This window comes from Paenibacillus sp. Marseille-Q9583 (assembly GCF_976954365.1).
This window is the reverse complement of record NZ_CDRJTB010000023.1, coordinates 1-22876: the sequence shown is the minus strand read 5'-3', so window position 1 is coordinate 22876 and position 22876 is coordinate 1. Positions and strand designations below refer to the sequence as shown.

The 22876-nt window shown below is 43.2% G+C and carries 19 protein-coding genes; 5 read left to right on the top strand and 14 right to left on the bottom strand.

Going from position 1 to position 22876, the window contains the following annotated elements; translation table 11 throughout:
- Positions 1-21 precede the first annotated feature (21 nt).
- Positions 22-747 (top strand): DsbA family protein, encoded by a 726-nt coding sequence (locus tag ACWNM1_RS12950; RefSeq protein ID WP_449601236.1) that lies wholly within the window; start codon positions 22-24, stop codon positions 745-747.
- Positions 748-836: 89 nt separating this feature from the next.
- Here the strand turns inward: ACWNM1_RS12950 and ACWNM1_RS12945 are convergent, their stop codons facing one another.
- Positions 837-3092 (bottom strand): DNA topoisomerase 3, encoded by a 2256-nt coding sequence (locus ACWNM1_RS12945; protein WP_449601235.1) that lies wholly within the window; start codon positions 3090-3092, stop codon positions 837-839.
- Between the two features lie 186 nt (positions 3093-3278).
- Between ACWNM1_RS12945 and ACWNM1_RS12940 the strand changes: the two genes are divergently transcribed.
- Complete coding sequence (locus ACWNM1_RS12940; protein WP_449601234.1) at positions 3279-4142, top strand: pentapeptide repeat-containing protein; 864 nt, start codon at positions 3279-3281, stop codon at positions 4140-4142.
- An 11-nt stretch (positions 4143-4153) separates the two neighbouring features.
- Here the strand turns inward: ACWNM1_RS12940 and ACWNM1_RS12935 are convergent, their stop codons facing one another.
- From ACWNM1_RS12935 to pdhA, 9 genes are all read right to left on the bottom strand, one after another.
- Positions 4154-5869, bottom strand: coding sequence for a proline--tRNA ligase (locus tag ACWNM1_RS12935; protein WP_449601233.1), 1716 nt, complete (start codon positions 5867-5869; stop codon positions 4154-4156).
- A gap of 423 nt (positions 5870-6292) precedes the next feature.
- Positions 6293-7780 carry a glutamate synthase subunit beta gene (locus ACWNM1_RS12930; protein WP_449601232.1) on the bottom strand — a complete coding sequence of 496 codons (1488 nt, stop codon included), beginning with the start codon at positions 7778-7780 and terminating at the stop codon, positions 6293-6295.
- Between the two features lie 230 nt (positions 7781-8010).
- Positions 8011-8502: a dihydrofolate reductase gene (locus tag ACWNM1_RS12925; protein ID WP_449601231.1), complete on the bottom strand. Its 492-nt coding sequence runs from the start codon at positions 8500-8502 to the stop codon at positions 8011-8013.
- A gap of 53 nt (positions 8503-8555) precedes the next feature.
- A complete protein-coding gene (locus ACWNM1_RS12920; protein WP_449601230.1) occupies positions 8556-9536 on the bottom strand; it encodes a thymidylate synthase in 981 nt (326 codons plus the stop codon).
- A 107-nt stretch (positions 9537-9643) separates the two neighbouring features.
- Entirely contained in the window at positions 9644-10618 is a 975-nt protein-coding gene (locus ACWNM1_RS12915) for a S66 family peptidase (protein ID WP_449601277.1), read from the bottom strand.
- A 178-nt stretch (positions 10619-10796) separates the two neighbouring features.
- Positions 10797-12209, bottom strand: a complete 1413-nt coding sequence (gene lpdA, locus ACWNM1_RS12910) for a dihydrolipoyl dehydrogenase (protein WP_042128286.1) — start codon at positions 12207-12209, stop codon at positions 10797-10799.
- A 2-nt stretch (positions 12210-12211) separates the two neighbouring features.
- Positions 12212-13864 (bottom strand): 2-oxo acid dehydrogenase subunit E2, encoded by a 1653-nt coding sequence (locus ACWNM1_RS12905; protein ID WP_449601229.1) that lies wholly within the window; start codon positions 13862-13864, stop codon positions 12212-12214.
- A 108-nt stretch (positions 13865-13972) separates the two neighbouring features.
- Positions 13973-14950: an alpha-ketoacid dehydrogenase subunit beta gene (locus ACWNM1_RS12900; protein ID WP_042188810.1), complete on the bottom strand. Its 978-nt coding sequence runs from the start codon at positions 14948-14950 to the stop codon at positions 13973-13975.
- A 15-nt stretch (positions 14951-14965) separates the two neighbouring features.
- Positions 14966-16033 carry a pyruvate dehydrogenase (acetyl-transferring) E1 component subunit alpha gene (gene pdhA, locus ACWNM1_RS12895; protein ID WP_042188812.1) on the bottom strand — a complete coding sequence of 356 codons (1068 nt, stop codon included), beginning with the start codon at positions 16031-16033 and terminating at the stop codon, positions 14966-14968.
- A gap of 265 nt (positions 16034-16298) precedes the next feature.
- Here pdhA and ACWNM1_RS12890 point away from each other — a divergent pair, with 265 nt between their 5' ends.
- Positions 16299-17030, top strand: coding sequence for an alpha/beta hydrolase (locus tag ACWNM1_RS12890; protein ID WP_449601228.1), 732 nt, complete (start codon positions 16299-16301; stop codon positions 17028-17030).
- A gap of 135 nt (positions 17031-17165) precedes the next feature.
- Here the strand turns inward: ACWNM1_RS12890 and ACWNM1_RS12885 are convergent, their stop codons facing one another.
- Positions 17166-17630, bottom strand: coding sequence for a low molecular weight protein-tyrosine-phosphatase (locus tag ACWNM1_RS12885; RefSeq protein WP_042194033.1), 465 nt, complete (start codon positions 17628-17630; stop codon positions 17166-17168).
- Positions 17631-17792: 162 nt separating this feature from the next.
- Here ACWNM1_RS12885 and ACWNM1_RS12880 point away from each other — a divergent pair, with 162 nt between their 5' ends.
- Together ACWNM1_RS12880 and ACWNM1_RS12875 are read left to right on the top strand one after the other, a co-directional pair.
- Positions 17793-18434: a thiamine diphosphokinase gene (locus ACWNM1_RS12880; RefSeq protein WP_449601227.1), complete on the top strand. Its 642-nt coding sequence runs from the start codon at positions 17793-17795 to the stop codon at positions 18432-18434.
- A 326-nt stretch (positions 18435-18760) separates the two neighbouring features.
- A complete protein-coding gene (locus ACWNM1_RS12875; protein ID WP_339241593.1) occupies positions 18761-19261 on the top strand; it encodes a C40 family peptidase in 501 nt (166 codons plus the stop codon).
- A gap of 42 nt (positions 19262-19303) precedes the next feature.
- Here ACWNM1_RS12875 and ACWNM1_RS12870 read toward each other — a convergent pair whose 3' ends face one another.
- The 3 genes from ACWNM1_RS12870 to ACWNM1_RS12860 all read right to left on the bottom strand — a co-directional run bounded on the left by ACWNM1_RS12870 (position 19304) and on the right by ACWNM1_RS12860 (position 22812).
- Positions 19304-20197, bottom strand: a complete 894-nt coding sequence (locus ACWNM1_RS12870) for a response regulator transcription factor (protein WP_449601226.1) — start codon at positions 20195-20197, stop codon at positions 19304-19306.
- Positions 20142-21182, bottom strand: a complete 1041-nt coding sequence (locus ACWNM1_RS12865) for a ThiF family adenylyltransferase (protein ID WP_449601225.1) — start codon at positions 21180-21182, stop codon at positions 20142-20144. The genes ACWNM1_RS12870 and ACWNM1_RS12865 overlap by 56 nt, the downstream gene beginning before the upstream one ends.
- A 76-nt stretch (positions 21183-21258) precedes the next feature.
- Positions 21259-22812 (bottom strand): ABC-F family ATP-binding cassette domain-containing protein, encoded by a 1554-nt coding sequence (locus ACWNM1_RS12860; RefSeq protein WP_042188823.1) that lies wholly within the window; start codon positions 22810-22812, stop codon positions 21259-21261.
- Between the last annotated feature and the right edge of the window lie 64 nt (positions 22813-22876).

Sequence of the window (22876 nt, the reverse complement as noted above, 5' to 3'; positions counted from 1 at the left end):
AAATGAGGTAGGAGATGAGATATGAACAAGAACGTGAAGTCCAACCATTCCCGAACTAACAAATCAATGCTTCCCATGCTCTTAGGCGTAGTTGTAGTAATCCTTGTCGCCGTTATTGTCTTCATTCTAAATGACAAGACGGACAGTACAGAAGGACTACCTAACTACACCGATGTGAAGGGAAGCATTGTTGTTGATGGGCTGAAATACGAAAAGCAACCTCATCTTGGTAGTCCTGATGCCAAAATCAAAGTTATCGAATTCGCAGATTTCAAATGTCCTGCCTGCAAAAATTGGTCGGAGAAATATTCGGATATTTTTGTTAAGGACTACGTGGATACCGGAAAAGTTGAACTCTTCTTCATGAACTTTGCCTTCTTGGATCGAGATTCCTATCTTGCTGCAAGTGCAGGTGAAGCCATTTATAGGCAAAGCAATGAGAAGTTCTGGGAATATCTCCATAAGCTGTACGCCAATCAAGGCGATGAGAGCAAAATATGGGCCACACAGAAGTTCATTCTAAATTTCGTCAAAGATAACATTGAAGGTATTGATTACGCACAATTCGAAACAGATCTCAAGAATCATACCTACATGTTCGATGTCAAAGAAGACTTCAAGATCGCCGGGTCGTACGGGGTTAATGGTACACCTAAATTTATGGTAAACGGAACCCTGCTTCCTGACTCCTCCTATGAAGGGCTTACCGCAGCGATTGAAGCGCAGCTGGCTAAATCCGCTGAATAATTATAAGGCATGATTAAAAAGGTGTCTCTGCCATGTATCCATCATGGCTAGAGGCACCTTTTTACCGTACACAAATTCTTTCCGTTCGACTATGATTCAATTGCTAATTGGCCCGTATCCATATTTTCAAGCACTAGCTTGCCTTCCAGAGGTGTACCGTCTTCGCTGATAAGCTTTAGCTTGCCCGTCCTACCTTTCTCAATCAACGCCTTCACTTGTGTATCCGTGAGTGTACGACCATGATTCTCTTTCCAGATCACGAATTTGCAGCCTTCCTTGTAATGAGAGCAGCCGTAGCCTTTTTTACCCATAAAAATCATTCCACCGCAGCCGGGACGCGGACAGCTTCCGATGACCTTAGGACCTGAATTGGCGGATTCCTCTTCACTACTTGCCTTGCGTTTTCTTGGCGCTGCAGGTTTATCGCTGGTTTTACGAGATGTACCTCCACCGTTCCGACCTTTAGCACCCGTATTCACCGAAGGAGTTTCCCCTTCAAAAGAAGTTTTGGACGCCCGAGATTGTACTCGCACTTTATCCACGATCATACATGCGAATCTTTTTACATTCTCCATAAACTGCCCGTCCGACGCCGTTCCTCTGGATATTTCGTTCAAACGGCGTTCCCATTGTCCGGTCATTTCCGGTGAAGTCAACAGCTCAATACCCGCTCCACGAATCAGCTCAATGGCTGTTCGTCCTTTTTGCGTGATGGCAATTTTTTTGCCCTGCATTTCAATATATCCCACATTCTTCAGCCGTTCTATGGTTGCTGCGCGGGTAGCCGGAGTTCCAAGCCCTGAATCCTTCATAGCATCTCGAAGCTCTTCATCCTCAATCTGCTTTCCGGCACTTTCCATCGCTCGAAGCAGCGTACCTTCTGTGTAATGCTTGGGTGGCTGAGTATCTTTCTCTTTAACAATAGCCTCACTACAAACCACTTCTTCTGCCGGAGCAATAGAAAATGGCTCGTTCACTTCGATCTCTTCGTCCTCTTCGTCATCCTTGTTCTTACCCTTGGAAGTCTTCGCTTTATCCTTCTTCTGGTCCGCGTAAATGACCTTCCAGCCGAGGCTTAATAATTCCTTGACTGTGGTTTTGAACTTTTCCTCTTCTACCTCGGTCATCACCGTATGCACTTTATACTCCGCTGCCGGATAGAACTGAGACAAAAAACGCCGCACAATCAAATCATACAGCTTTCCTTCATCTGCACTAAGTCCTGATGCTTTACGATATGTAGGTAAAATCGCGTGGTGATCCTCAACCTTCGAGGGGTTGCAGATGAATTTATTCCCTTTATGAACGAGATTGCGATTCGCACCCTTCACCCACTCATCATAAGCCGTCCCTTGCAGCGTGGATAACGTCTTATGCATCTCAGGAATATTCTGTTCTGTAACATAGTTGGAGTTCGTCCGCGGATAAGAGATCACCTTATGCTTTTCATATAACGCTTGAGCAATATCAAGCGTCTTTTTTGCGGAAAAAGCGTACTTTCCATTCGCCTCGCGCTGCAGCAGCGTTAAATCGTACAGCTTATTTGGATACTCTTTTGTTTCCTTAACCTCGTAAGACTCAATCCGGCCCGGTTTTCCTTTGACCTTGGCAGCTAGCGCCTCCGCCTTATCCCCGTCAGTCAGCCGATCCCCCTGCCACATGCCTTTATAGGTCATTTCATTCTGAGTAAAATGTCCCTCCACCTCAAAAAACTTTAGGGAAGAGAATGCCTCAATCGTCTTCTGACGGTCGTAAATCAGCGCGAGTACGGGAGTTTGGACCCTACCCACGGACAGCAGCACATTATGCTTTGTAGTAAAAGCACGTGATCCGTTCATGCCGATGAGCCAATCCGCTTCACTGCGAGCTTTTGCAGCTTTCGTTAGATTCTCGTACTCCGATCCATCCTTCAGCTCCTGAAATCCTTTGCGAATGGTCTCTGGCGTCAGATCCGAGATCCACAACCGCTTTACAGGATGCTCCAGCTTCAAATGTCGTTGAATGAGTGAGAAGATATGCTGCCCTTCTCGCCCGGCATCGCATGAATTCACTAGAAGATCGCTACGTTTCGCAAGATCTCCAATTACCTTGAGCTGGTCGATTGTCCGCGTATTAGGAACCAGTTTGAACTGGTCTGGAATAATGGGCAGATCATTAATATTCCACTTTTTGTATTTAACATCATAAGCATCCGGCTCGGCCAAACCGATTAGATGCCCTATTGCCCAAGTAATAATGTACTGCTCCCCTTCAAGATAGGAACGGTAATTTTTGGCCTTCGGTTCTATTGCGGCGGCGATATTCCGCCCCATATCCGGTTTCTCCGCAATAATGAGTGTCTTCAAAAACAATCGCTCCTTACCTTTTCGTTCTTAAGTCCAAAATGCGTCCAGTATTCTATTATACCATTAACCTCGGTTTTTTTTAATGGATTGGTTAGTAGGCCTAGGTAAAATTCAGACTTCCCTTAGTCTTTTCTATGAATTAGAATAGTTACGTAAACGAGTTTTATATATCGGAGGAATCAAAACGTGTCTGAAAATCACAAATTTAAAGAGCCTTTTAAGGACAAAAACGGTCACTATTTAAAAGCAGAATGTGAGAACTGCTTCGGTTTGTGCTGTTCCGCACTACCTTTTTCAGCTTCAGTGGATTTTGCTATGGATAAAGCAGCTGGCCAGCCGTGCCATAACCTACAATCAGACTTTCGCTGTGGTGTACATACAGATTTAAGAGCGCTTGGATTTCGTGGTTGTACTGTATATGACTGTTTTGGGGCTGGGCAAAAGCTTTCTCAGGTTACTTATACCGGTGAGGACTGGCGGAAGAATCCAAAAACTGCAAAGCAAATGTTCGAGGTATTTACGGCCATGTGGCATTTGCACGAATTGCTATGGTACTTAAATGAATCATTGAACTTTGATATAACCCATGCAATACATGTTGAGCTGCAAACAGCACTCGATGAGACGGAACAACTCACTTTACTTAACCCTGATTCTCTACAGAAGGTGAATGTTGACGCTCATCGAGCAAAGATTAATCTGTTACTGCTGCATGTCAGTGAACTTGTGCGTACTGAGGCTCGCCGTAAACTAAAAAAAGCATCGAGAACTTTCAGCCGTGGTGCTGACCTTGTCGGCGCAAATCTTAAAAATGCAGATCTCAGGGGCGCCAACCTGAGGGGAGCCTATTTGATTGCCGCTGACCTTAAAGGCGCTAATCTTAGAGGTGCAGATCTTATTGGTGCAGATTTCCGTGACACTGACCTTAGGGGCGCTGATCTATCAGAGAGCATTTTTCTAACTCAGGGTCAGATTAATGCGGCAATAGGTGATGATCTCACAAAGTTACCTCCAGCACTTTCCCGCCCTGAACAATGGCTTTCAGTTTGAGTTATAGAAGTTTAATTCAGCTGCGAAAAGAATTCTTGGATACGAGAAACTACTTCTAACTTTTCTAAGACTTCTTTACCCGCAGCAGAGGCTCTTTCCAGATACTCCACTCTACCTTGTGCAGCCTCCTTACCGACTACTAGCATTACGGGTATACCAATCAAGCTTGAATCCTTAAATTTAACGCCAGCACGTTCATCCCTATCATCTAGAAGCGTCTCAATACCGAGCTTAGTAAGTTGATTATAAAGCTCCTCTGCAACTGCCAGTTGCTCCGAGTCCTTTATGGACATCATCAAAATATGAACCTGATAAGGTGCTAATGCAACTGGCCACATTATTCCTTGATCATCATGATTCTGTTCTACAATCGCGGACAATAGTCGCGAGATTCCAATTCCGTAACAACCCATGATCATAGGCTGACTTTTGCCTGAACGATCTAAAAAGGAAGCTCCAAGCTTCTCGCTGTATTTGGTACCTAATTTAAAGACATGTCCGATTTCAATGCCTTGATGAAAATGAAGAACGCCATCCTCGCAATGTGGACAAGCTTCTCCTTCCGCTACATTGCGAAAATCCCCCACATGCTCAAGCCCAAAATCTCTGCCAGGTACAACATTACGGAAGTGATAATCTTTTTCTCCTGCTCCCGTCGTACCTTCCGTCATCTCAGCAACTGCGGCATCAACTAGTACAGTTAATTGAAGTCCCACAGGCCCCACAAACCCACTCTCTACACCCGTTAAAGATTTCACAGCTTCATAGTCAGCAAGCCTGATCTCCATCGCTCCGATATATTTACTCACTTTTATCTCATTAACTTCATGATCTCCTCGAACCACTACAGCAAAGAATTGTCCGCTACCCTCGTAAATCAATGTTTTCATAATCTGCTCTGGCTGGATCTTAGGCTCCTGCTCTAATTGATCAATTGTACGTAAATTTGGAGTATGGAATTTCTCTATCGCCTGTACTTCGAAATTCATTTCCTTCTTAACTGGACGCACAGCTTCTGCCTGTTCCAGATTGGCTGCGTAATCGCAAGAGGAACATACCGCAATCGTATCTTCCCCGATATCAGCCAGTGCCATAAATTCATGGCTGCCCCCTTCTCCGCCAATTGCACCAGAATCTGCATGAACAGCTCTGAACTTCAATCCACATCGCTTAAATATCCGGTGATAAGCATCGAACATTTGGTGGTATGATTTATCAAGTCCTTCTGAGCTTATGTCAAAAGAGTACGCATCCTTCATCAAGAACTCTCTTCCTCTTAGCAATCCGGAACGTGGCCGCCGTTCATCTCGAAACTTAGTCTGAATTTGATACACGGTAACAGGAAGCTTACGATAGGAGCTGATCTCATTCCGCACAAGTGTGGTTACTACTTCTTCATGCGTTGGACCGAGAATGAATTCCCGCTCATGACGATCCTTAAAAGTCATCAACTCCTTACCATAAACATCATAACGTTCTGATTCCTTCCAAAGTTCCGCAGGCTGCATGGATGGCATTAAAATCTCCTGCGTTCCGGAAAGATCCATCTCTTCTCTCACAATCGCTTCTATCTTTCGCAGAACCCGCCGTCCAAGTGGTAAATAGGTATACACTCCAGCAGCTAATTGACGGATATACCCCGCACGCAGCAGTAGCTGATGACTGTTCGTCTCCGCTTCCGAAGGCACCTCACGCAGTGTTGTTAATAATAAATTGCTTTGTCGCATCTCGAATACCCTCCCTAGAAATTATCTCTCTAAATGCAAAAAGACACATTCGTCAGGGACGAATGTGTCGTGATACCACCCTTATTCAACTGCCAGCTCAACATACAATCCATTCTGATTTGGCAATCCTCAAATCGGATAACGGTCGATTCCGGTAGCGGGTTAGTAGATACTATCGCTACAGCTACCAAGGCAGGATACCACTCACACGTGTTTGAGGAACCTTTCACCCGGTGGGTTCCCTCTCTGTTCTAACGCTTCTTGAATCGTAGATCCTTGGTCAATGCTTTTGTCATGTGAATAATGTATTTAATTTATATGATACTGATATCTACGTCAAGCATCGGTTTATATAAAAAACCGTTTCTCCAGCAGGTAAACTGCTTTTGAAACGGCTTATTACACAATTATTCTCGTAACGTTTTAAACAAGAACGGTTGAACCCATCAGGTATTTATCCACTTCACGCGCAGCTTCGCGTCCTTCGTTGATGGCCCATACAACCAAGCTTTGACCACGTCTCATATCGCCAGCAGCAAATACTTTATCCACGTTCGTATTGAATTTACCATAACGAGCTTTCACATTGGAACGACGATCTGTCTCAAGATCAAGCTCTTGAATAATATCTTGTTCTGGCCCATCAAAACCGATGGCTATCAAAGCTAATTGAGCAGGATATACAGCTTCGGTACCTGGAACAGGTTGATAGATCTTACGACCTGTCTCATCCACGATCCGGCGGATCTGTACAGTATGCAGTTCTTTCAAGTTACCTTCATCATCACCAACAAATTTAGTAGTCATGATAGAGAACTCACGCGGGTCATCCCCAAATATGGCTTTAGCTTCTTCTTGCGCGTAGTCTAGGCTATATACATTCGGGAATTGTGGCCAAGGGTTAGCAATCGGATCACGCTGAAGAGGTGCTTTTTCATGTGTACCAAATTGAGTGATACTGCTGCAGCCATGACGAAGTGCTGTAGCAACACAGTCAGATCCAGTATCACCGCCACCCAAGACGATCACGTCTTTACCTTCAGCAGATACATAGTTGCCATCTTCAAGATTGGAACTCAAATAGCTCTTAATCGTACCATTTAAATAGTCCATGGCGTACATAACACCCTTAAGCTCACTGCCTTCAACGTTAAAACGCCGTGCCTTTGTAGCTCCACCACACAGAACAACTGCATCATACTCATCCACTAGCTGTTGAGCAGGAATATCCTTGCCAATCTCTGTATTCACTACAAAATTAATACCTTCTGCAGCTAATAAATCTACACGACGTTGAACAACTCTCTTATCGAGTTTCATAGTGGGAATGCCATATGTCAGTAGTCCGCCGATGCGGTCACTGCGTTCAAATACAGTTACTGTATGTCCAGCCTTATTAAGTTGGGCTGCTGCTGAGAGTCCAGCAGGTCCAGAGCCTACGATTGCAATCTTTTTGCCTGTACGTTTCTCTGGAGGATTAGGTACAACCCAGCCTTCTTCAAAGCCCTTATCAATAATAGCTAGCTCAATGGTCTTAATGGTCACCGGCTGTCCAATGAGACCCACTGTGCAAGAGCCTTCGCAAGGAGCAGGACAAATGCTTCCAGTAAACTCAGGGAAATTATTCGTCTTATGCAGACGTTCCAGAGCTTCTTTCCATAGTCCGCGGTACACCAAATTATTCCACTCTGGAATTAGATTATGAACTGGACAACCCGAGGTTCCTCCAGCCATATCAATTCCTGTATGACAATACGGCGTTCCGCAATCCATGCAGCGCGCTCCTTGTGTCTGAAGCTCGTCCTCGGATAAATGATGGTGGAACTCCTCCCAGTCTTTTACCCGCTGCTCAGGATCCCGATCACCTGGGAGCTGCCGTTTATACTCCATAAAACCTGTAGGTGTAGACATGTTTACGTTTCCCCCATCCGTTCTCTTCGTGTTGAAGTATAGTACATTGTAGCATATTGCGGCTTCGTATGGTCGTGAGCAGCGCAATGAAGTACCTGCACATTCTATACCTGTAGATTATCATTTCTAATTTTAATTATAGTAGCACTCATTACTTTTGCACAGTAATGGATTAATCTACTGATTTTTTGTACTATTTCACATGTTATGTCAGAGAAAACGTTTTATTGCTATTCCGTACGTTCATAAACAAGAAAACGGTAATCATACGGATTCTTTTCATCACGGATTCCCTTCTTATTGGAAACCTCTTTCCACACACTCCAGTCAATATCAGGAAACCGGGTATTTCCTTCAAAATCCTGTTCAATTTGCGTTAACATCAACTTGTCAGCATACGGCAACATCAGCTTATAAATTTCCGCACCGCCGATCACCATCAGCTCATCGTCTTTTTTACCCTCACTGAGAGCTTCCTCAAGCGTGTGTACAACCTCTGCACCTTCAGGAGCATAATCAGTATCTCTAGTCATAATTAAGCTTGTTCTGCCCTTTAGAGGCTTCCCTCCGAGCGAATCCCACGTTTTTCGGCCCATAAGCATTCTCTTCCCCAGTGTTTCTGCTTTGAAATAAGCAAAATCAAGCGGTAAATGCCAAGGCATATCATTATCTTTTCCAATAACATGATTGGTGCCCATTGCCCATATTAAGCTAATACTCATGAAACACGCTCCTTCCTACCTATATAGATCAAAAAATCTTGCTAACCATTAATTTATACTGCGATCGGCGCTTTTATCGAAGGATGCGGATTGTACCCTTCAATAATAAGGTCTTCCAGCTCGATATCAAAAAGTGATTTCTTATTTGAATTAATAACCAAAGTAGGCAATGGTCTTAAATCTCTTGATAATTGCTCTTTTACTTGATCAACATGGTTTGAATAGATATGTGCATCACTAATGCTATATACAAACTCGCCTACTTCTAGACCACACTCATGTGCTATTAAATGTGTAAGTAAGGAGTAAGACGGGATATTGAAGTTAGCTCCAAGAAAAGAGTCAGCGCTGCGCTGCAGCAAGTGACAGCTTAATTTACCATTTGCAACATAGAACTGGAACATAACGTGGCAAGGTGGTAACGCTGCTTTACTCCCTTTTGCCCCAGCATTTATAACATCTTCCGGGTTCCATGCGCTTACAATTAAACGACGAGAATCAGGATTTGTTTTGATCTGATGAATTACATCTTGTAATTGGTCAATGGATTCACCCGTAGAAGATGTCCAATTTCGCCATTGCTTACCATAAACATTCCCTAGGTCACCATGCTTCGCTGCGAACGCATCATCTTCTAAGACACGATCACAAAATGCTTTCATCTCTGCTTGATAAACTTGATTGAAGTCTTCATCAATTGAACAACGATTCCCGAAATCAGTCATATCTGGACCTGTATATTCGTCTGATTCAACCCATCTTTTGAAAGCCCATTCATCCCAAATATGATTATTATTTTTCAATAAATAACGAATGTTTGTGTCGCCTTTAATAAACCATAATAATTCACTTGCGATTAAACGGAACGGTGTCCGTTTTGTTGTAAATAATGGGAAGCCTTTTGATAAATCAAATCGCATTTGATAACCAAATACACTAATAGTACCTGTTCCGGTACGATCTTCTTTTTTTACACCATTATCTAAAATATATTGTAAAAAATTCAAATAGGTTTGTTCTAACTCATTATTCAATTTACTGCACCTCCGTAATATTTCACCTTATATATTATATCTGAAATATCCGATTTTTGTAGAAGGTAAGATATTTTTTAAATTTATTTAATAATCTGAGGAATTCACTACTCCGATATCCTTAACTCTACTCTAACCCCATAAGCACGAAGTGAGGCTTGTCCACCTACAGGGAAAGTAATCATAGGAGATGTATGTCCAAAGTCCACGTCTGCAATGACAGGAATGTCTGATAGCTCTTCTTTCGAAGTTATGATTTTGATCAACAGTTCTTTAGTCATACGTGATCCTTGTTGGAATCTGCCAATAACCAATCCTTTAACATGCTGAAAATCTGGTTGATGAATCAGTGATTGTAAATCCCGATCAAAGGTTGCAGGCGATGACTCATAATCATCCTCAAGAAATAATATCGAATTTTTTAAACTTGGCATATACTCCGTTCCCTGCAAAAGATTTAATGTACAAAGGTTCCCACCGATAATTGTCCCTTTCGCTTCTCCATCATTGATAATGAACGGACCTTCATTTCTGATAAATACACGGTTCTCCTGATCCAGATACCACTCATCATCACTCCAATGTTTCGAAGGCCTCACCATTATTTCTTTGTTATCCATCATCAGCTTACGGAAATATTCGGTAGTATATTCATTGTCGTGAAGCATTGCGAAGCTAGAAAAATGTGGTCCGGAATATGTAAATAATCCTGTTTTAGCATAGATTGCATTACTTAAAGCTGTAATATCCGAATACCCGCATAATCGTTTAGGATGCTCTGCAATGATGGAATAGTCAATATAACGTAGCAGTTGATTGCTATTAAAGCCTCCAATGGTCGTAAGAATCCCTTTAACATTCGGATCTAAAAAAGCTTCGTGCAAATCCTCTATTCTAGAATCGATCGATGAGGAAACAAAATCATCCTTCTCAAAGGAATTTACAGAAAATGATATTCGAAAACCTAATTTTTGTAGCTGTTCTTTGGCAATTTTCCTTTGTTCAGCAGCGATTAACGACAGACTTCTGGCAGGTGAGATGATTCGCAACTCATCACCAGGCTTTAACTTATTGGGTTTCATCATTTGTCCTCCCTATATAAGTTTTTAAAATACGGATGAATGATTTTATAGTGTATTCGCTCAAATTGTTTCATCTCCTCCCATTATATCTTTTTTCAAAAAAGTGGAAAACTCAAAAAGGCGAAACGCAAATGCGTTCCGCCTTTTTTGTGCCTGCTAGAGCAATTGGGTAGAGAAATTATTTCATTACGTGAATAGGATGACCTTCAACCAGTTCAGCAGCTTCCATGACGATTTCGCCAAGGGTTGGATGCGCATGAATAGTCAAAGCGATATCTTCAAGTGTTGCGCCCATTTCAATTGCCAAACCAAGTTCAGCGATCAAGTTAGAAGCTTCGATACCGACGATTTGTGCACCAAGCACAAGATTGTTTTCGGAGTTAGCAACAATTTTGATAAAGCCTTCTGGGCTGTTCAAAGATACGGCGCGGCCATTCCCTGCAAATGGGAACTTACCAGCTTTCACTTTGTAGCCTTTGTCTTTCGCTTCTTTCTCAGTCAAACCAACGCTTGAGCATTCAGGATCTGTAAACACAACTGCTGGGATGACTTTGTAGTCAACAACAGATGTAAGTCCTGCAATCGCTTCTGCGGCAATCTTACCTTCGTAAGAAGCTTTGTGAGCCAACGCCAGACCTGGAACAACGTCGCCGATAGCGAAGATGTTAGGAATGCTTGTGCGACCTTGATGATCAACTTTGATCAATCCACGATCGTCGAGCTCAAGACCGATCAGGTCTAGTCCAAGTTCACCATCAGTGTTAGGACGACGGCCTACAGTTACAAGCAAGTAATCCGCAGTAACTTCTTTGGATTCGCCACCAACAGAATATTTCACGGTAACTTCCTTGTCGTTCTGTACAGCACTTTCAGCTTTAGCGTTAGTTACGATTTCGATGCCAGTTTTAGCCATGTTTTTCGCAACAAGACGAGTCATATCTTTATCAAAGCCTGGAAGTACAGTATCCAAACCTTCGATGATTGTTACTTTAGTACCGAATTTGGAGTACATTTGGCCAAGCTCAGCGCCGATGTAACCACCACCGATTACGATCATGCTCTTCGGAATTTCTGGAAGCTCAAGAGCTTCAGTCGAAGACAAAATGCGTCCACCGAATGGGAAAGGTTTCAGTTCAATCGGACGGGAACCTGTTGCAATGATACAGTGTTTGAAGCGGTAACGTGGGGATTCATGATCATTGAACACACGTGCTTCTGTGTCGCTGATAAACATGCATTCGCCGTTAAATACTTCAATTTTGTTGCCTTTCATCAAGCTAGTCACGCCGCTAGTCATTTTCTTAACTACGCCGTTTTTGAACTCTTGAGTTTTGGCAAAATCCACTTTAACGTTCTCAGCAGTAACACCGAAAACTTCACCATGCTTAGCAGATTCGAACTGATGTGCAGCAGCAATCAGTGCTTTAGAAGGAATACATCCACGGTTCAAACATACACCGCCGAGTTCCGATTTATCTACGATGAGGACTTTTTGGCCGAGCTGGGCGGCACGAATTGCCGCCACATACCCACCAGGACCTGCACCAATGACCAATGTGTCAATATCTAGAGAAGCGTCTCCTACTACCATAATTATACCTCCATAACCAGCAGCTCAGGATTATTGAGCAGCGATTTAATGTAGTTCATAAAGTTTTGAGCAGTCGCACCATCGATAATACGGTGGTCAAAGCTGAGTGACAACGCCATTACAGGAGCAACTACGATTTCACCATTCTTAACTACTGCTTTTTCACTGATACGGCCAGTTCCGAGGATAGCCACTTCAGGGAAGTTAATGATTGGAGTAAAGAACATACCGCCAGCAGAACCAATGTTACTGATGGAGATCGTGCTGCCCTTCATTTCGTTAGCAGACAATTTACCGTCACGACCACGAACTGCAAGGTCAGTGATGCTGCTAGCGATCATCCAGATGCTCTTACGGTCAGCATCTTTGATAACTGGAACGATCAAGCCGTTTGGTGTATCAGTAGCGATACCGATGTTGTAGTATTTCTTGTAAACAATCTCGCCTGCTTCTTCATCAATCATAGCGTTAAGCGCCGGGAATTGACGGGAAGCTGCAACCAATGCTTTAACAATGAACGGAAGGTAAGTAACCTTAACGCCTTTTTTCTCAGCGATTGGTTTCATACGTGTACGGAAAGCTACCAGTTCAGTAACATCTACTTCGTCCATAATTGTAACGTGAGGTGCAGTGTAAGCCGATTTAACCATTGCATTGGCGATCGCTTTACGAATGCCCTTGTAAGGTACACGTTCTTCTTCAAGACTAACATTACCGCTCGCTGCTGCAGATGTTGCTTTAGCTTCAGTTTTAGCAGCCTTAGGAGCTTCAGAAGCTGCCGCTGCAGGTGTTGCCGCTGCCGCAGGTGCTGAACCACCTTTCAAGAATGCTTCAACGTCTTCACGAGTGATTTTGCCGCCTTTTCCAGTTCCGTTCACTTTAGAGATATCCACTTTTTGCTCACGAGCAAATTTGCGGACGCTTGGTGTAGCCAACACATCACGGTCAGGCGCTGGTGCTGCACTAGCAGATCCACCTTGTTTAGCATCAGATGGGCTAGTTGCTGCAGGGGAAGAAGTGGTATTTGCACTTCCTTTTGCTGCATCTGCTTCTGCGGAAGCATGACCTGCTTGTTCAGGAACGTCACCTTCTGCAGCAATGATAGCTACAACATCGCCAACACGGCATACTTGACCATCTTTAGTCAGAACTTCCAACACAGTACCGTTCACTGGACAAGGAACTTCAACTACTGCCTTGTCATTTTGAACTTCCATGATGATATCATCATCGGTTACTTTGTCACCGGCTTTGATATGCATTTTGATGATTTCACCTTCATGCAGACCTTCACCCAGTTCTGGGAACCGATATTCAAAGTTCGCTGATTTAGCATTCGCAGGAGCTGGTGCAGCAGGTGCAGGTGCAGCTGGAGCTTCTTCAGCAGCATGACCTTCTTGCTCAGGCACGTCGCCCTCAGCTTCGATAATAGCTACAACTTCGCCAACACGGCAAACTTGGCCATCTTTAGTCAAAACTTCCAACACGGTACCGTTCACTGGACAAGGCACCTCAACTACCGCCTTATCATTTTGAACTTCCATTACGATATCATCATCCGTTACCTTGTCACCGGCTTTGATATGCATTTTGATGATTTCACCTTCATGCAAACCTTCACCTAGTTCAGGGAATCGGTATTCAAACTTTGCCACTTTGAAAACCTCCTTGTGAAATTGGGACTGACCTTATGGTTAGAATTTAGAAGAAGAAACGACGTTGTCATCCATAAAGGATGACAACCGTTTCTCATAGAAAAAAATTTAGAAATCCAAAACTTTCTTCACGCCTGCAATAATACGCGCAGGGTTTGGAAGCCATGTATCTTCAATTTGTGCGAATGGATATACTGTGTCCGGACCTGCGATCCGAAGAACAGGTGCTTCCAAGTGCAGCAATGCTTTTTCGTTAATTTGTGCAATAACCTCAGCAGCAACACCGGAGCTCTTTTGAGCTTCTTGTACTACGATAGCACGGTTAGTCTTCTTCACAGACGCTACAATAGTGTCGATGTCGATTGGACTTACAGTACGAAGGTCAATAATTTCAACGTTAATGCCTTCTTTTTCGAGTTGCTCGGCTGCTTTGGTAGCTGTATGTACCATCAGCCCGTAAGTAATGATAGATACATCAGCACCTTCACGTACTACGTTAGCTTTGCCAAGTTCAACAGTGTATTCACCTTCTGGCACTTCAGCACGGAATGCATGGTAAAGGTTCAAATGCTCCATGAAGAATACAGGGTCATTGTCGCGGATAGACGCGATAAGAAGTCCCTTAGCATCATATGGGTTTGAAGGAATTACTACTTTAATACCCGGGCTTTGTGCAATCAAACCTTCGAGTGAATCTGTATGAAGCTCAGCAGCCTTAACTCCGCCACCAAAAGGAGTACGGAATACGATTGGAGCATTATATTTACCGCCGGAACGCCAGCGCAGACGTGCCGCTTGAACAACGATCTGATCAAGTGCTTCAAAGATAAAACCAACGAATTGAATTTCTGCAATTGGGCGGAAGCCTTGTACACCAAGACCAAATGCCAGACCACCGATAGCGGACTCAGCTAGTGGAGTATCAAAAATACGATCTTCGCCAAATTCCTTTTGCAGCCCTTCCGTTACACGGAAAACGCCACCTACATTACCAACATCCTCTCCGAAGATAAGAACGTTAGGGTCACGATTCAGTTCAACGCGCATCGCGTCGCGGATCGCTTCTTTCATATTCATTTGTGCCATTGCCTGATATCCCCCTTATTCAAAATCGGCTTTTTGCTCTTCCAGATGTTTAGGTGTTACTTCGAACATGCTGTCGATCAAGCCAGGTATAGTCATTTTTTCGGTTTGTTCAGCTTTTTTAATCTGCTCGTTAACAGTAGCTTTCGCTTCGTCTTTCACGCGCAGCGTATCTTCTTCAGTCCAAAGACCTTTCTTCTCCAAATACTTGGCAAGACGGTTGATTGGATCCTTTTCGCTCCATTGTCCTTCTTCTTCTTTCGAACGATATTTACTTGCATCGTCAGAAAGGGAGTGTGGACGGAAACGGTAAGTTACAGCTTCGATCAATGTAGCACCTTCGCCATTACGTGCACGCTCAGCAGCGTCACGAACAGCACTGATTACTGCAAAGATGTCCATGCCGTCAACTTTAATTCCCGGGATACCAGCTGCAACCGCTTTGTGAGCGATCGATTTGGAAGCTGTTTGTTTTGCGAATGGAGTCGTAATCGCGTAACCGTTGTTTTGAACAAAGAAGATAACAGGCAGTTTAAAGCGACCAGCAAAGTTCAAGCCTTCATAGAAGTCGCCTTCAGAAGAACCGCCATCACCAGTGTAAGTAATTGCAACACTCTTTTGTTTCTTCAATTTAAAGCCCATTGCAATTCCTGTAGCGTGCAGGATTTGCGCGCCGATGATAATTTGTGGCATCAATACATTAACGCCATCAGGAATAGCTCCACCATGTTGGTGTCCACGGGAATATAAGAATGCTTGGTACAATGGAAGTCCGTGCCATACTAGCTGCGGAATATCACGGTAGCCTGGGCATAAGAAGTCTTCTTTCTCCAAAGCGTACTCGCTACCAATCATAGTAGCTTCTTGACCGGATACCGGTGCGTAGAAACCAAGACGGCCTTGACGACCAAGATTTACTGCACGATCATCCCAAGTACGGGTAAATACCATACGATACATAATTTCTTTCAGTTGATCGTCGGTTAAATCAGGCATTTTATCCTTGTTGATAATTTCTCCATCCGGGGAAAGTACCGTTAGAGCCTCGACGTCCTCTGTATACACTTCATAAGGAACTTTACTCATTATCTTCACCTCAATAAAAAAATTTGAATATCAGCTGCCTCTGTTATAATATTATTATACACCTGTTTGGTTACTTTCGTCAAAGAAATACTTATAAAATTTATATTCCTTTAAATTTTGTATGTATAACAGGTGATTTATTTTTATATAACAGTTTAAAGCTTTTGGAACAAGTAAATGATTAATCACACAGTTACTCAGCTATTCATTTTAGAGCAAACCGTTGTGTATTGCAAAATTCGACAAGAAAGGTGACGTGGCAACTATGAGCGATTCTGTTTTTCTGAAACGCACAATTGTAAAAGAAACGCTTTGGAGTAAACATCTGCAGGAGGAACGTAAATTACGCATCTATCTCCCTCCCGGCTACAACGAAGTCTTGAGCTACCCAGTGGTGTACTGCCAAGACGGCGAAGAGTTCTTTAACTTTGGCCGCATCGCTACACTCGCTGGACGTCTTATTATAGAAGAAGACGTGGAGCCCTTCATCATCGTTGGTGTCGAAGTAGACGTCGCTGTTCGCACTCAAGAATACGCTCCTTTTGGCAGCAGATTCAAGCAGTACTTATCTTGCTTTTCCGAAGAGATTATTCCCTTCATTGAACAAAAATATCCTGTGCGACGTACTCCGGACGAACGAATCTTAGCAGGCGACTCCCTTGGGGGCAGTGTATCGCTCCATCTTGCACTTGCTTATCCTGCGATCTTCACACGTATCATCAGCCTTTCCGGTGCATTCTATCCTGAATCCCGCGACATGCTGGCTAAAGAAGAGGATCTCTCCTGGCTCAACATTAATATGGTCGTTGGTCTGCAGGAAATAGACTACAAAACGGATACTGGCATTTATGATTTCGTTCAAATGAATCGAGAAACAAAAACATTGCTTGAATCACGCGGAGCAACCGTATCCTATCGAGAGAAAGACGGACATCATCTCTGGGGCTTCTGGCAGAAAGAGCTACCAGAATCTCTACTCTATTTCTTAAACGCATAATGACCTATTGATAGTAGTAAATAGTGAACATCTAAAGAACAGTATGTAGATTACTTGATTGCGCTTACAGTTAATTCAGCAATTCCCCTCGATTTACCATATAAATCATACAGAGAGAGCTGTAATCCGAATGGGTTACAGCTTTTCTCTTATCATTCTTTCCAGCAATATGTCACAGCCCGCGTTGATCAAATCATATACCTGTTCAAAATTACCTGTAAAATACGGATCCGGCACTTCGCGAAGCTCCTCCTCAGGCAATAAGTCCATGAAGAACATTAGCTCGGCGTCTTTCCCGCCAGGAATCTTTCGAACATTCTCTCCATTAGACTTGTCCATGCAGACGATATAGTCAAATTTTTGAAAATCTTCACTGTCGACTAGCCGTGCTAACATGTTCTCATAGCTAATGTCGTTCTGATCAAGGATACGTCTTGTTCCTTCATGCGGCTCTTTTCCTATATGCCAATCTCCAGTTCCCGCTGAGTCTACAAGAATCTTATCAGATAGTTCTCGTTCATTAATCTTATGCCGCAGAACAGCCTCCGCCATTGGTGATCGACAAATATTACCCAGACATACAAACAGTACGCTTACGATTTCGTTCACCTCCCAGTTGTTAAACCTAAATATATGTGAATTTATACTCAAAAGATCGCACACTATCATTTTAGCGTTGTCGAGGTCAATTGTGCAACCTTTCGATCTGCATTATACTGGACAGGATACTCAACAAGAGGTTTAAGAGGAGGAATGGATGTTATGTCATCCAAACGAGTCGTAATTTTTGCAGGTGGAGAACTATCTCCAGAATATTTCAACCTATTAGATGAAGATGATTTTATTATCGGTGCGGATCAGGGAGCGCTATTTCTCATTTCACACGGATATACACCAGATATAGCAGTAGGTGATTTTGATTCCGTATCGCCTGAAGCACTTCAAGATATTGAAAACAAAAGTAAGAAGACTATCACCTGTGATGCCGTGAATAAAGATTTGACAGATAGCGAGATGGCGCTAGATATTGCAATGGATCAGCAACCCGAATCTATTCTACTATTAGGTGTTACGGGTACTCGTATTGACCACTCCCTGGCTAGCATTCAAATGATGACAAGAGCCCTACAACGTCAAATCAACTGCCACGTCATGGACACTCATAACTATATAACCCTTACAGGATCCCAGGCTGTTATCAACGATTTAGGCTATACCTACGTTTCTTTACTGCCTTTAACCCCAGAAGTATCGGGTATTACCTTAGACGGATTTCAATATCCATTGAAGGACGCTACACTAAAGCTTGGACAATCACTTGGTGTGAGTAACAAACTGGTTTCATCCTCAGGGACGGTTACCATTCGAAGTGGATTGTTGCTGATCATTCAGAGTAAAGACTAGATACATACGGATCATTTTTAACTTAAAAATGCTACTATTTTATAGTTTAGAAACATCATTGTAACTTTTATCTCAAATTCGAAAAAGCCGTGAAAACTCTTTTGTACCAAGGGTTTTCCGGCTTTTTTAAGATAATATTACATCAAATTATTAATTTTTTGTAACTTTTAATGAATTTTTAATAAAACGCTTACAACCCATACCCAGCCTCACTTTATTGCACCTCTTCCAATTTTTATGTCATAGATAACCTGCTATACTACGAATCAGGCAAGCAAGACAGACAAACACAACAACAAAGACTAACACCTTGGAGGTAATACAACATGAATAAACAACAATGGATTAAAAAAGCGATTGTTATAGGAATGGTTACTACAATGGGCTTGGGTACAATGATGGCAACAGGCGTAGGCGCAACGAAAGTTGAAGCAGCTTCCGTATCTAAAGGTCAAAGCGTAGTGAATCTCGGGAAAAAATATATGGGAGTGCCTTACAAGTTCGGTGCATCCACTTCAACTACTAAAGTTTTTGACTGCTCTTCTTTTACAAAATACATCTTTAAACAATATAATGTAACATTGCCTCGTACATCCGTAGATCAATCTAAAGTAGGGAAAGCAGTATCGAAAGCTGACCTTCGTGTAGGTGATCTAGTATTTTTCTCCAGCGGTAGCAGAGCAAACGGTAAAAATGTAACTCACGTAGCTGTTTATGCTGGCAATGGCAAAATTCTGCACACTTACGGTAAACCAGGTGTTACGATTTCCGATCTTAACTCCGGTAATTGGAAAAAAACATATTTAAAGGCTCGCCGCGTACTGTAAACAACGACTCTGTAGAGTTCTAACTATAATAGAGAAATAGTCTCAGGATGTGGTGCCGCCTTCGGGCGCCCTCATTACATATCCTGTTCCGCGAACGGTATGAATCAACTTGTTCCGGTGACCTTTATCCATTTTCAAACGGATATGTCTGATGTAAACATCTACAACATTGGTATCTGCGTGAAATTGGTAACCCCATACTTCTTTAAGTATCTCGATGCGAGAGCATATCATTCCTTGGTTCGCAGCGAGATAATACAATAGATCAAATTCTTTGGGTGTCATTTTTAACTCGATCCCGTCGCGACTTACAAACCTGCGGCTGGGATCGAGCATTAAACCATCGACTCGCAGTATTTGATTTAAATTTCGACGCCGTCCAGTAAGGGTTAACAAATTTAGAATTCTGTGTTTGAATTCACCGGTGTGTAAAGGCTTTGTCATATATTCATTACCCCCGGCTGAGAACGCCGAAACTGCCCCAGTTCCAGATTCAGATTGTTTACCGGAAATCACCATTACCGGTAGTATCATCCCCTCAGCTCTTACAGCGGAAATTATGTCCCAGCCTTCCCAAGTCCCCACCTCGCATAGCTCAGCAAGCAGCAGTACCGGTTCTACTTTTGATATGGATAAGCGGAGATCCTCGGGATCTTCGCTTTTTGTTGCTTCAAGTCCAATATCTTGTAGCACACTTTCTATAACGGTTCGATCTTCTTCTCTACTACTGCTATCAGCCATATACCATATTATTTGCTCAATCACAAAGCTCCCCCATATCCATAAGACTTGCACCAGCATCTCTGCGGTACGTATAGAATTCCCGGAAAACAAAAAGACCATTCCTAAGGAATGGCCTAAACACCTATTTACAGCTTCTTTATCCAAAATATCGATGATAAAAGCTCCGAGCAGCAGCAATATCTTTTGTCCCATGAATCAACGCTCTACCATCAGCAAAAATTACTAACCGATAAGGCCCTTCTATAAAAGAAACCAGATAAGCGTTGCTGTCCACGCTTCCGCTTCCTAAACGAGACAAACGATCCGCAGTTTCCTGCAAGTTAAGCTTCTGTGGTCTCGCAGGTCGAATTTGTACTGTATCCCTTCCACAAAGAACATCGCCTCGTTCGGTATTCGCTGCCATTAGATAGGGATAGATCGGATGACTCCCACAAGAAGGACAGTTTTTCTTTTTGGCAGCTTTCACTCCAATTTCATGGTATTCATTCCGCCACACATCAAACGTTAACAGTTTGTTTCTTAATTGAGCTTTCCGCTTACCTAGGAGTTTCAGCGCCTCTGCCGTTGCATTTGCCGTAACTAGTTGTACCGCTTGCGGAAGTATACCTGCGGTATCACAGGTATCACCTCCTAGCGGTACTGTACCTAGAAGACAATGGAGACATGGAGTTTCTCCTGGCAAAATCGTATAGGTTATTCCATAACTGCCTACACATGCACCATAGATCCAAGGAATACCGTGCTTTTGCGCCATATCATTAATAATGAGCCGAGTATCAAAATTGTCTGTACCATCCATGATCAGATCAACCTCTGAAACAAGCCCTTCCAACTCTTCGGCCCGAACATCTATAACATAGGCTTCAATAACGACCTCAGAATTAATCTGCCTAAGTCTGCTCTGTGCAGCAGCAGCCTTAGGCATACGTTCAATAGCATCTACCTCAGTATAGAGCTGTTGCCTCTGAAGGTTACTCCACTCTACATAATCACGGTCAGCTAAAATAATTTTACCTACCCCGCAGCGTACCAGCGTCTCTGCAATCCCTGTACCAAGCGCACCTGCTCCCACTACTAGTACACTAGACTGCGCGAGCCCTTGTTGTCCCTCTGCTCCAAATGGCGCAAATCGCACCTGACGAGAATAACGATCTTCACGACCATCTGTATGAATCATTCGGTTTCCCTCCCCGTATCCAAAAACCGGAGAACAGCAGATCGATCGTCTGCTATTCCCCGGGAGTATGATGATTCTATACTTGTACTGCTGACCACTGTTCAACATCCCAAATTTTCGTAACCCAGTCTTCATAGAAATCAGGTTCATGGGAGACGAGCAGAACGGTGCCTTTATATTCTTGTAATGCCCGCTTCAGCTCAGCTTTGGCAATAACATCAAGGTGATTGGTAGGTTCATCGAACAGAACCCAGTTGCTCTCACGCATCAACAGCTTACAGAGACGGACCTTAGCTTGTTCGCCACCACTCAGCATGCTAAGCGGTCGGGTAATATGCTCATTTTTCAGACCACAGCGAGCTAGATGACCACGCACTTCATTCTGAGTTAGACTAGAAAATTCATTCCAGACATCCTCAATAGGCGTAAGATTAGCTGCTTTTACTTCTTGTTGGAAATACGCTGAGTTCAGATAATCTCCTAGATAGGTTTTACCGCTATACGTAGGAATCACGCCAAGAATAGTCTTGAGTAGCGTCGATTTACCGACACCATTGCAACCAGTTATAGCGATCTTCTCTCCACGTTCAATGGTCATGTTCAGCATAGGAAGCAACGGACGGTCGTAACCAATCTCGAAATCAATACCTTCGAAGACTGTTTTCCCGCTGGCCCGACTTTCTTTAAACTTAAAGGTAGGTTTTGCAGCTTCTTCTGGTCGATCAATTCGATCCATACGATCCAGCTGTTTCTCACGGCTCTTCGCCCGTCCAGATGTGGAGGCACGAGCTTTGTTACGCTGAATGAAATCCTCTTGTTTCTTAATAAAATCCTGTTGTTTCTCATAAGCATCTATGTGTTGGATCTTATTCATCTCGGCCATATTCAGAAATTTCTCGTAGTTCGCAGTGTATCGAGTAAGTTTGCCGAACTCCAGGTGATAGACCACATTTACGACTTTATTCATGAATTCCGTATCATGAGAGATCAATATAAATGCATATGGATATTGCTTCAAATAGTTAGTTAACCAGTCGATATGCTCAACATCCAAATAGTTAGTAGGCTCATCCAGCAATAGTACATTCGGTTTCTCAAGCAGAAGCTTCGCGAGCAGAACCTTTGTGCGCTGACCCCCACTTAGTGAAGCGACATCACGGTCAAGTCCAATAACGGATAGGCCAAGACCATTCGCCATTTCCTCCACTTTTACATCAATAAGATAAAAATCTCCGATGTCCAGCTGTTCCTGAATGTCCCCCATTTGCTCGAGTAACATCTCTAACTCTTCAGGAGAAGCGTCGCCCATCTTTTCAGTTATAGTTAGCATTTCCTGTTCCAGCTCTAAAAGTGGCAAGAAAGCGTCCTTCAATACATCACGGATGGTTTTCCCTGGCGTTAAGATCGTATGCTGATCCAAGTAACCATAACGGACGCGAGGCGTCCACTCTACTTTTCCACTATCCTTCAACAGTTTTCCAGTCAAAATATTCATAAGCGTCGATTTTCCTACGCCATTTGCTCCTACGATTCCTACATGCTCACCCGGTAACAACCGGAAAGAAACATTTTTAAACAACGTCCGATCCCCAAAATTGTGGGAAACGTCTTCTACACTAAGTAAACTCATAAATTCTCCGCAAGCTCCTGTCTATACTTAAATAATGCGTAATAAGAGGAACGTCTTTGACGTC

Coding starts and splice junctions, on each gene's coding strand:
- ACWNM1_RS12950 (WP_449601236.1), top strand. CDS start 22: ATGAACAAGAACGTGAAGTCCAACCATTCCCGAACTAACAAATCAATG.
- ACWNM1_RS12935 (WP_449601233.1), bottom strand. CDS start 5,869: ATGCGACAAAGCAATTTATTATTAACAACACTGCGTGAGGTGCCTTCG.
- ACWNM1_RS12930 (WP_449601232.1), bottom strand. CDS start 7,780: ATGTCTACACCTACAGGTTTTATGGAGTATAAACGGCAGCTCCCAGGT.
- ACWNM1_RS12925 (WP_449601231.1), bottom strand. CDS start 8,502: ATGAGTATTAGCTTAATATGGGCAATGGGCACCAATCATGTTATTGGA.
- ACWNM1_RS12915 (WP_449601277.1), bottom strand. CDS start 10,618: ATGAAACCCAATAAGTTAAAGCCTGGTGATGAGTTGCGAATCATCTCA.
- lpdA (WP_042128286.1), bottom strand. CDS start 12,209: ATGGTAGTAGGAGACGCTTCTCTAGATATTGACACATTGGTCATTGGT.
- ACWNM1_RS12900 (WP_042188810.1), bottom strand. CDS start 14,950: ATGGCACAAATGAATATGAAAGAAGCGATCCGCGACGCGATGCGCGTT.
- pdhA (WP_042188812.1), bottom strand. CDS start 16,033: ATGAGTAAAGTTCCTTATGAAGTGTATACAGAGGACGTCGAGGCTCTA.
- ACWNM1_RS12890 (WP_449601228.1), top strand. CDS start 16,299: ATGAGCGATTCTGTTTTTCTGAAACGCACAATTGTAAAAGAAACGCTT.
- ACWNM1_RS12880 (WP_449601227.1), top strand. CDS start 17,793: ATGTCATCCAAACGAGTCGTAATTTTTGCAGGTGGAGAACTATCTCCA.
- ACWNM1_RS12875 (WP_339241593.1), top strand. CDS start 18,761: ATGAATAAACAACAATGGATTAAAAAAGCGATTGTTATAGGAATGGTT.
- ACWNM1_RS12870 (WP_449601226.1), bottom strand. CDS start 20,197: ATGGGACAAAAGATATTGCTGCTGCTCGGAGCTTTTATCATCGATATT.
- ACWNM1_RS12865 (WP_449601225.1), bottom strand. CDS start 21,182: ATGATTCATACAGATGGTCGTGAAGATCGTTATTCTCGTCAGGTGCGA.
- ACWNM1_RS12860 (WP_042188823.1), bottom strand. CDS start 22,812: ATGAGTTTACTTAGTGTAGAAGACGTTTCCCACAATTTTGGGGATCGG.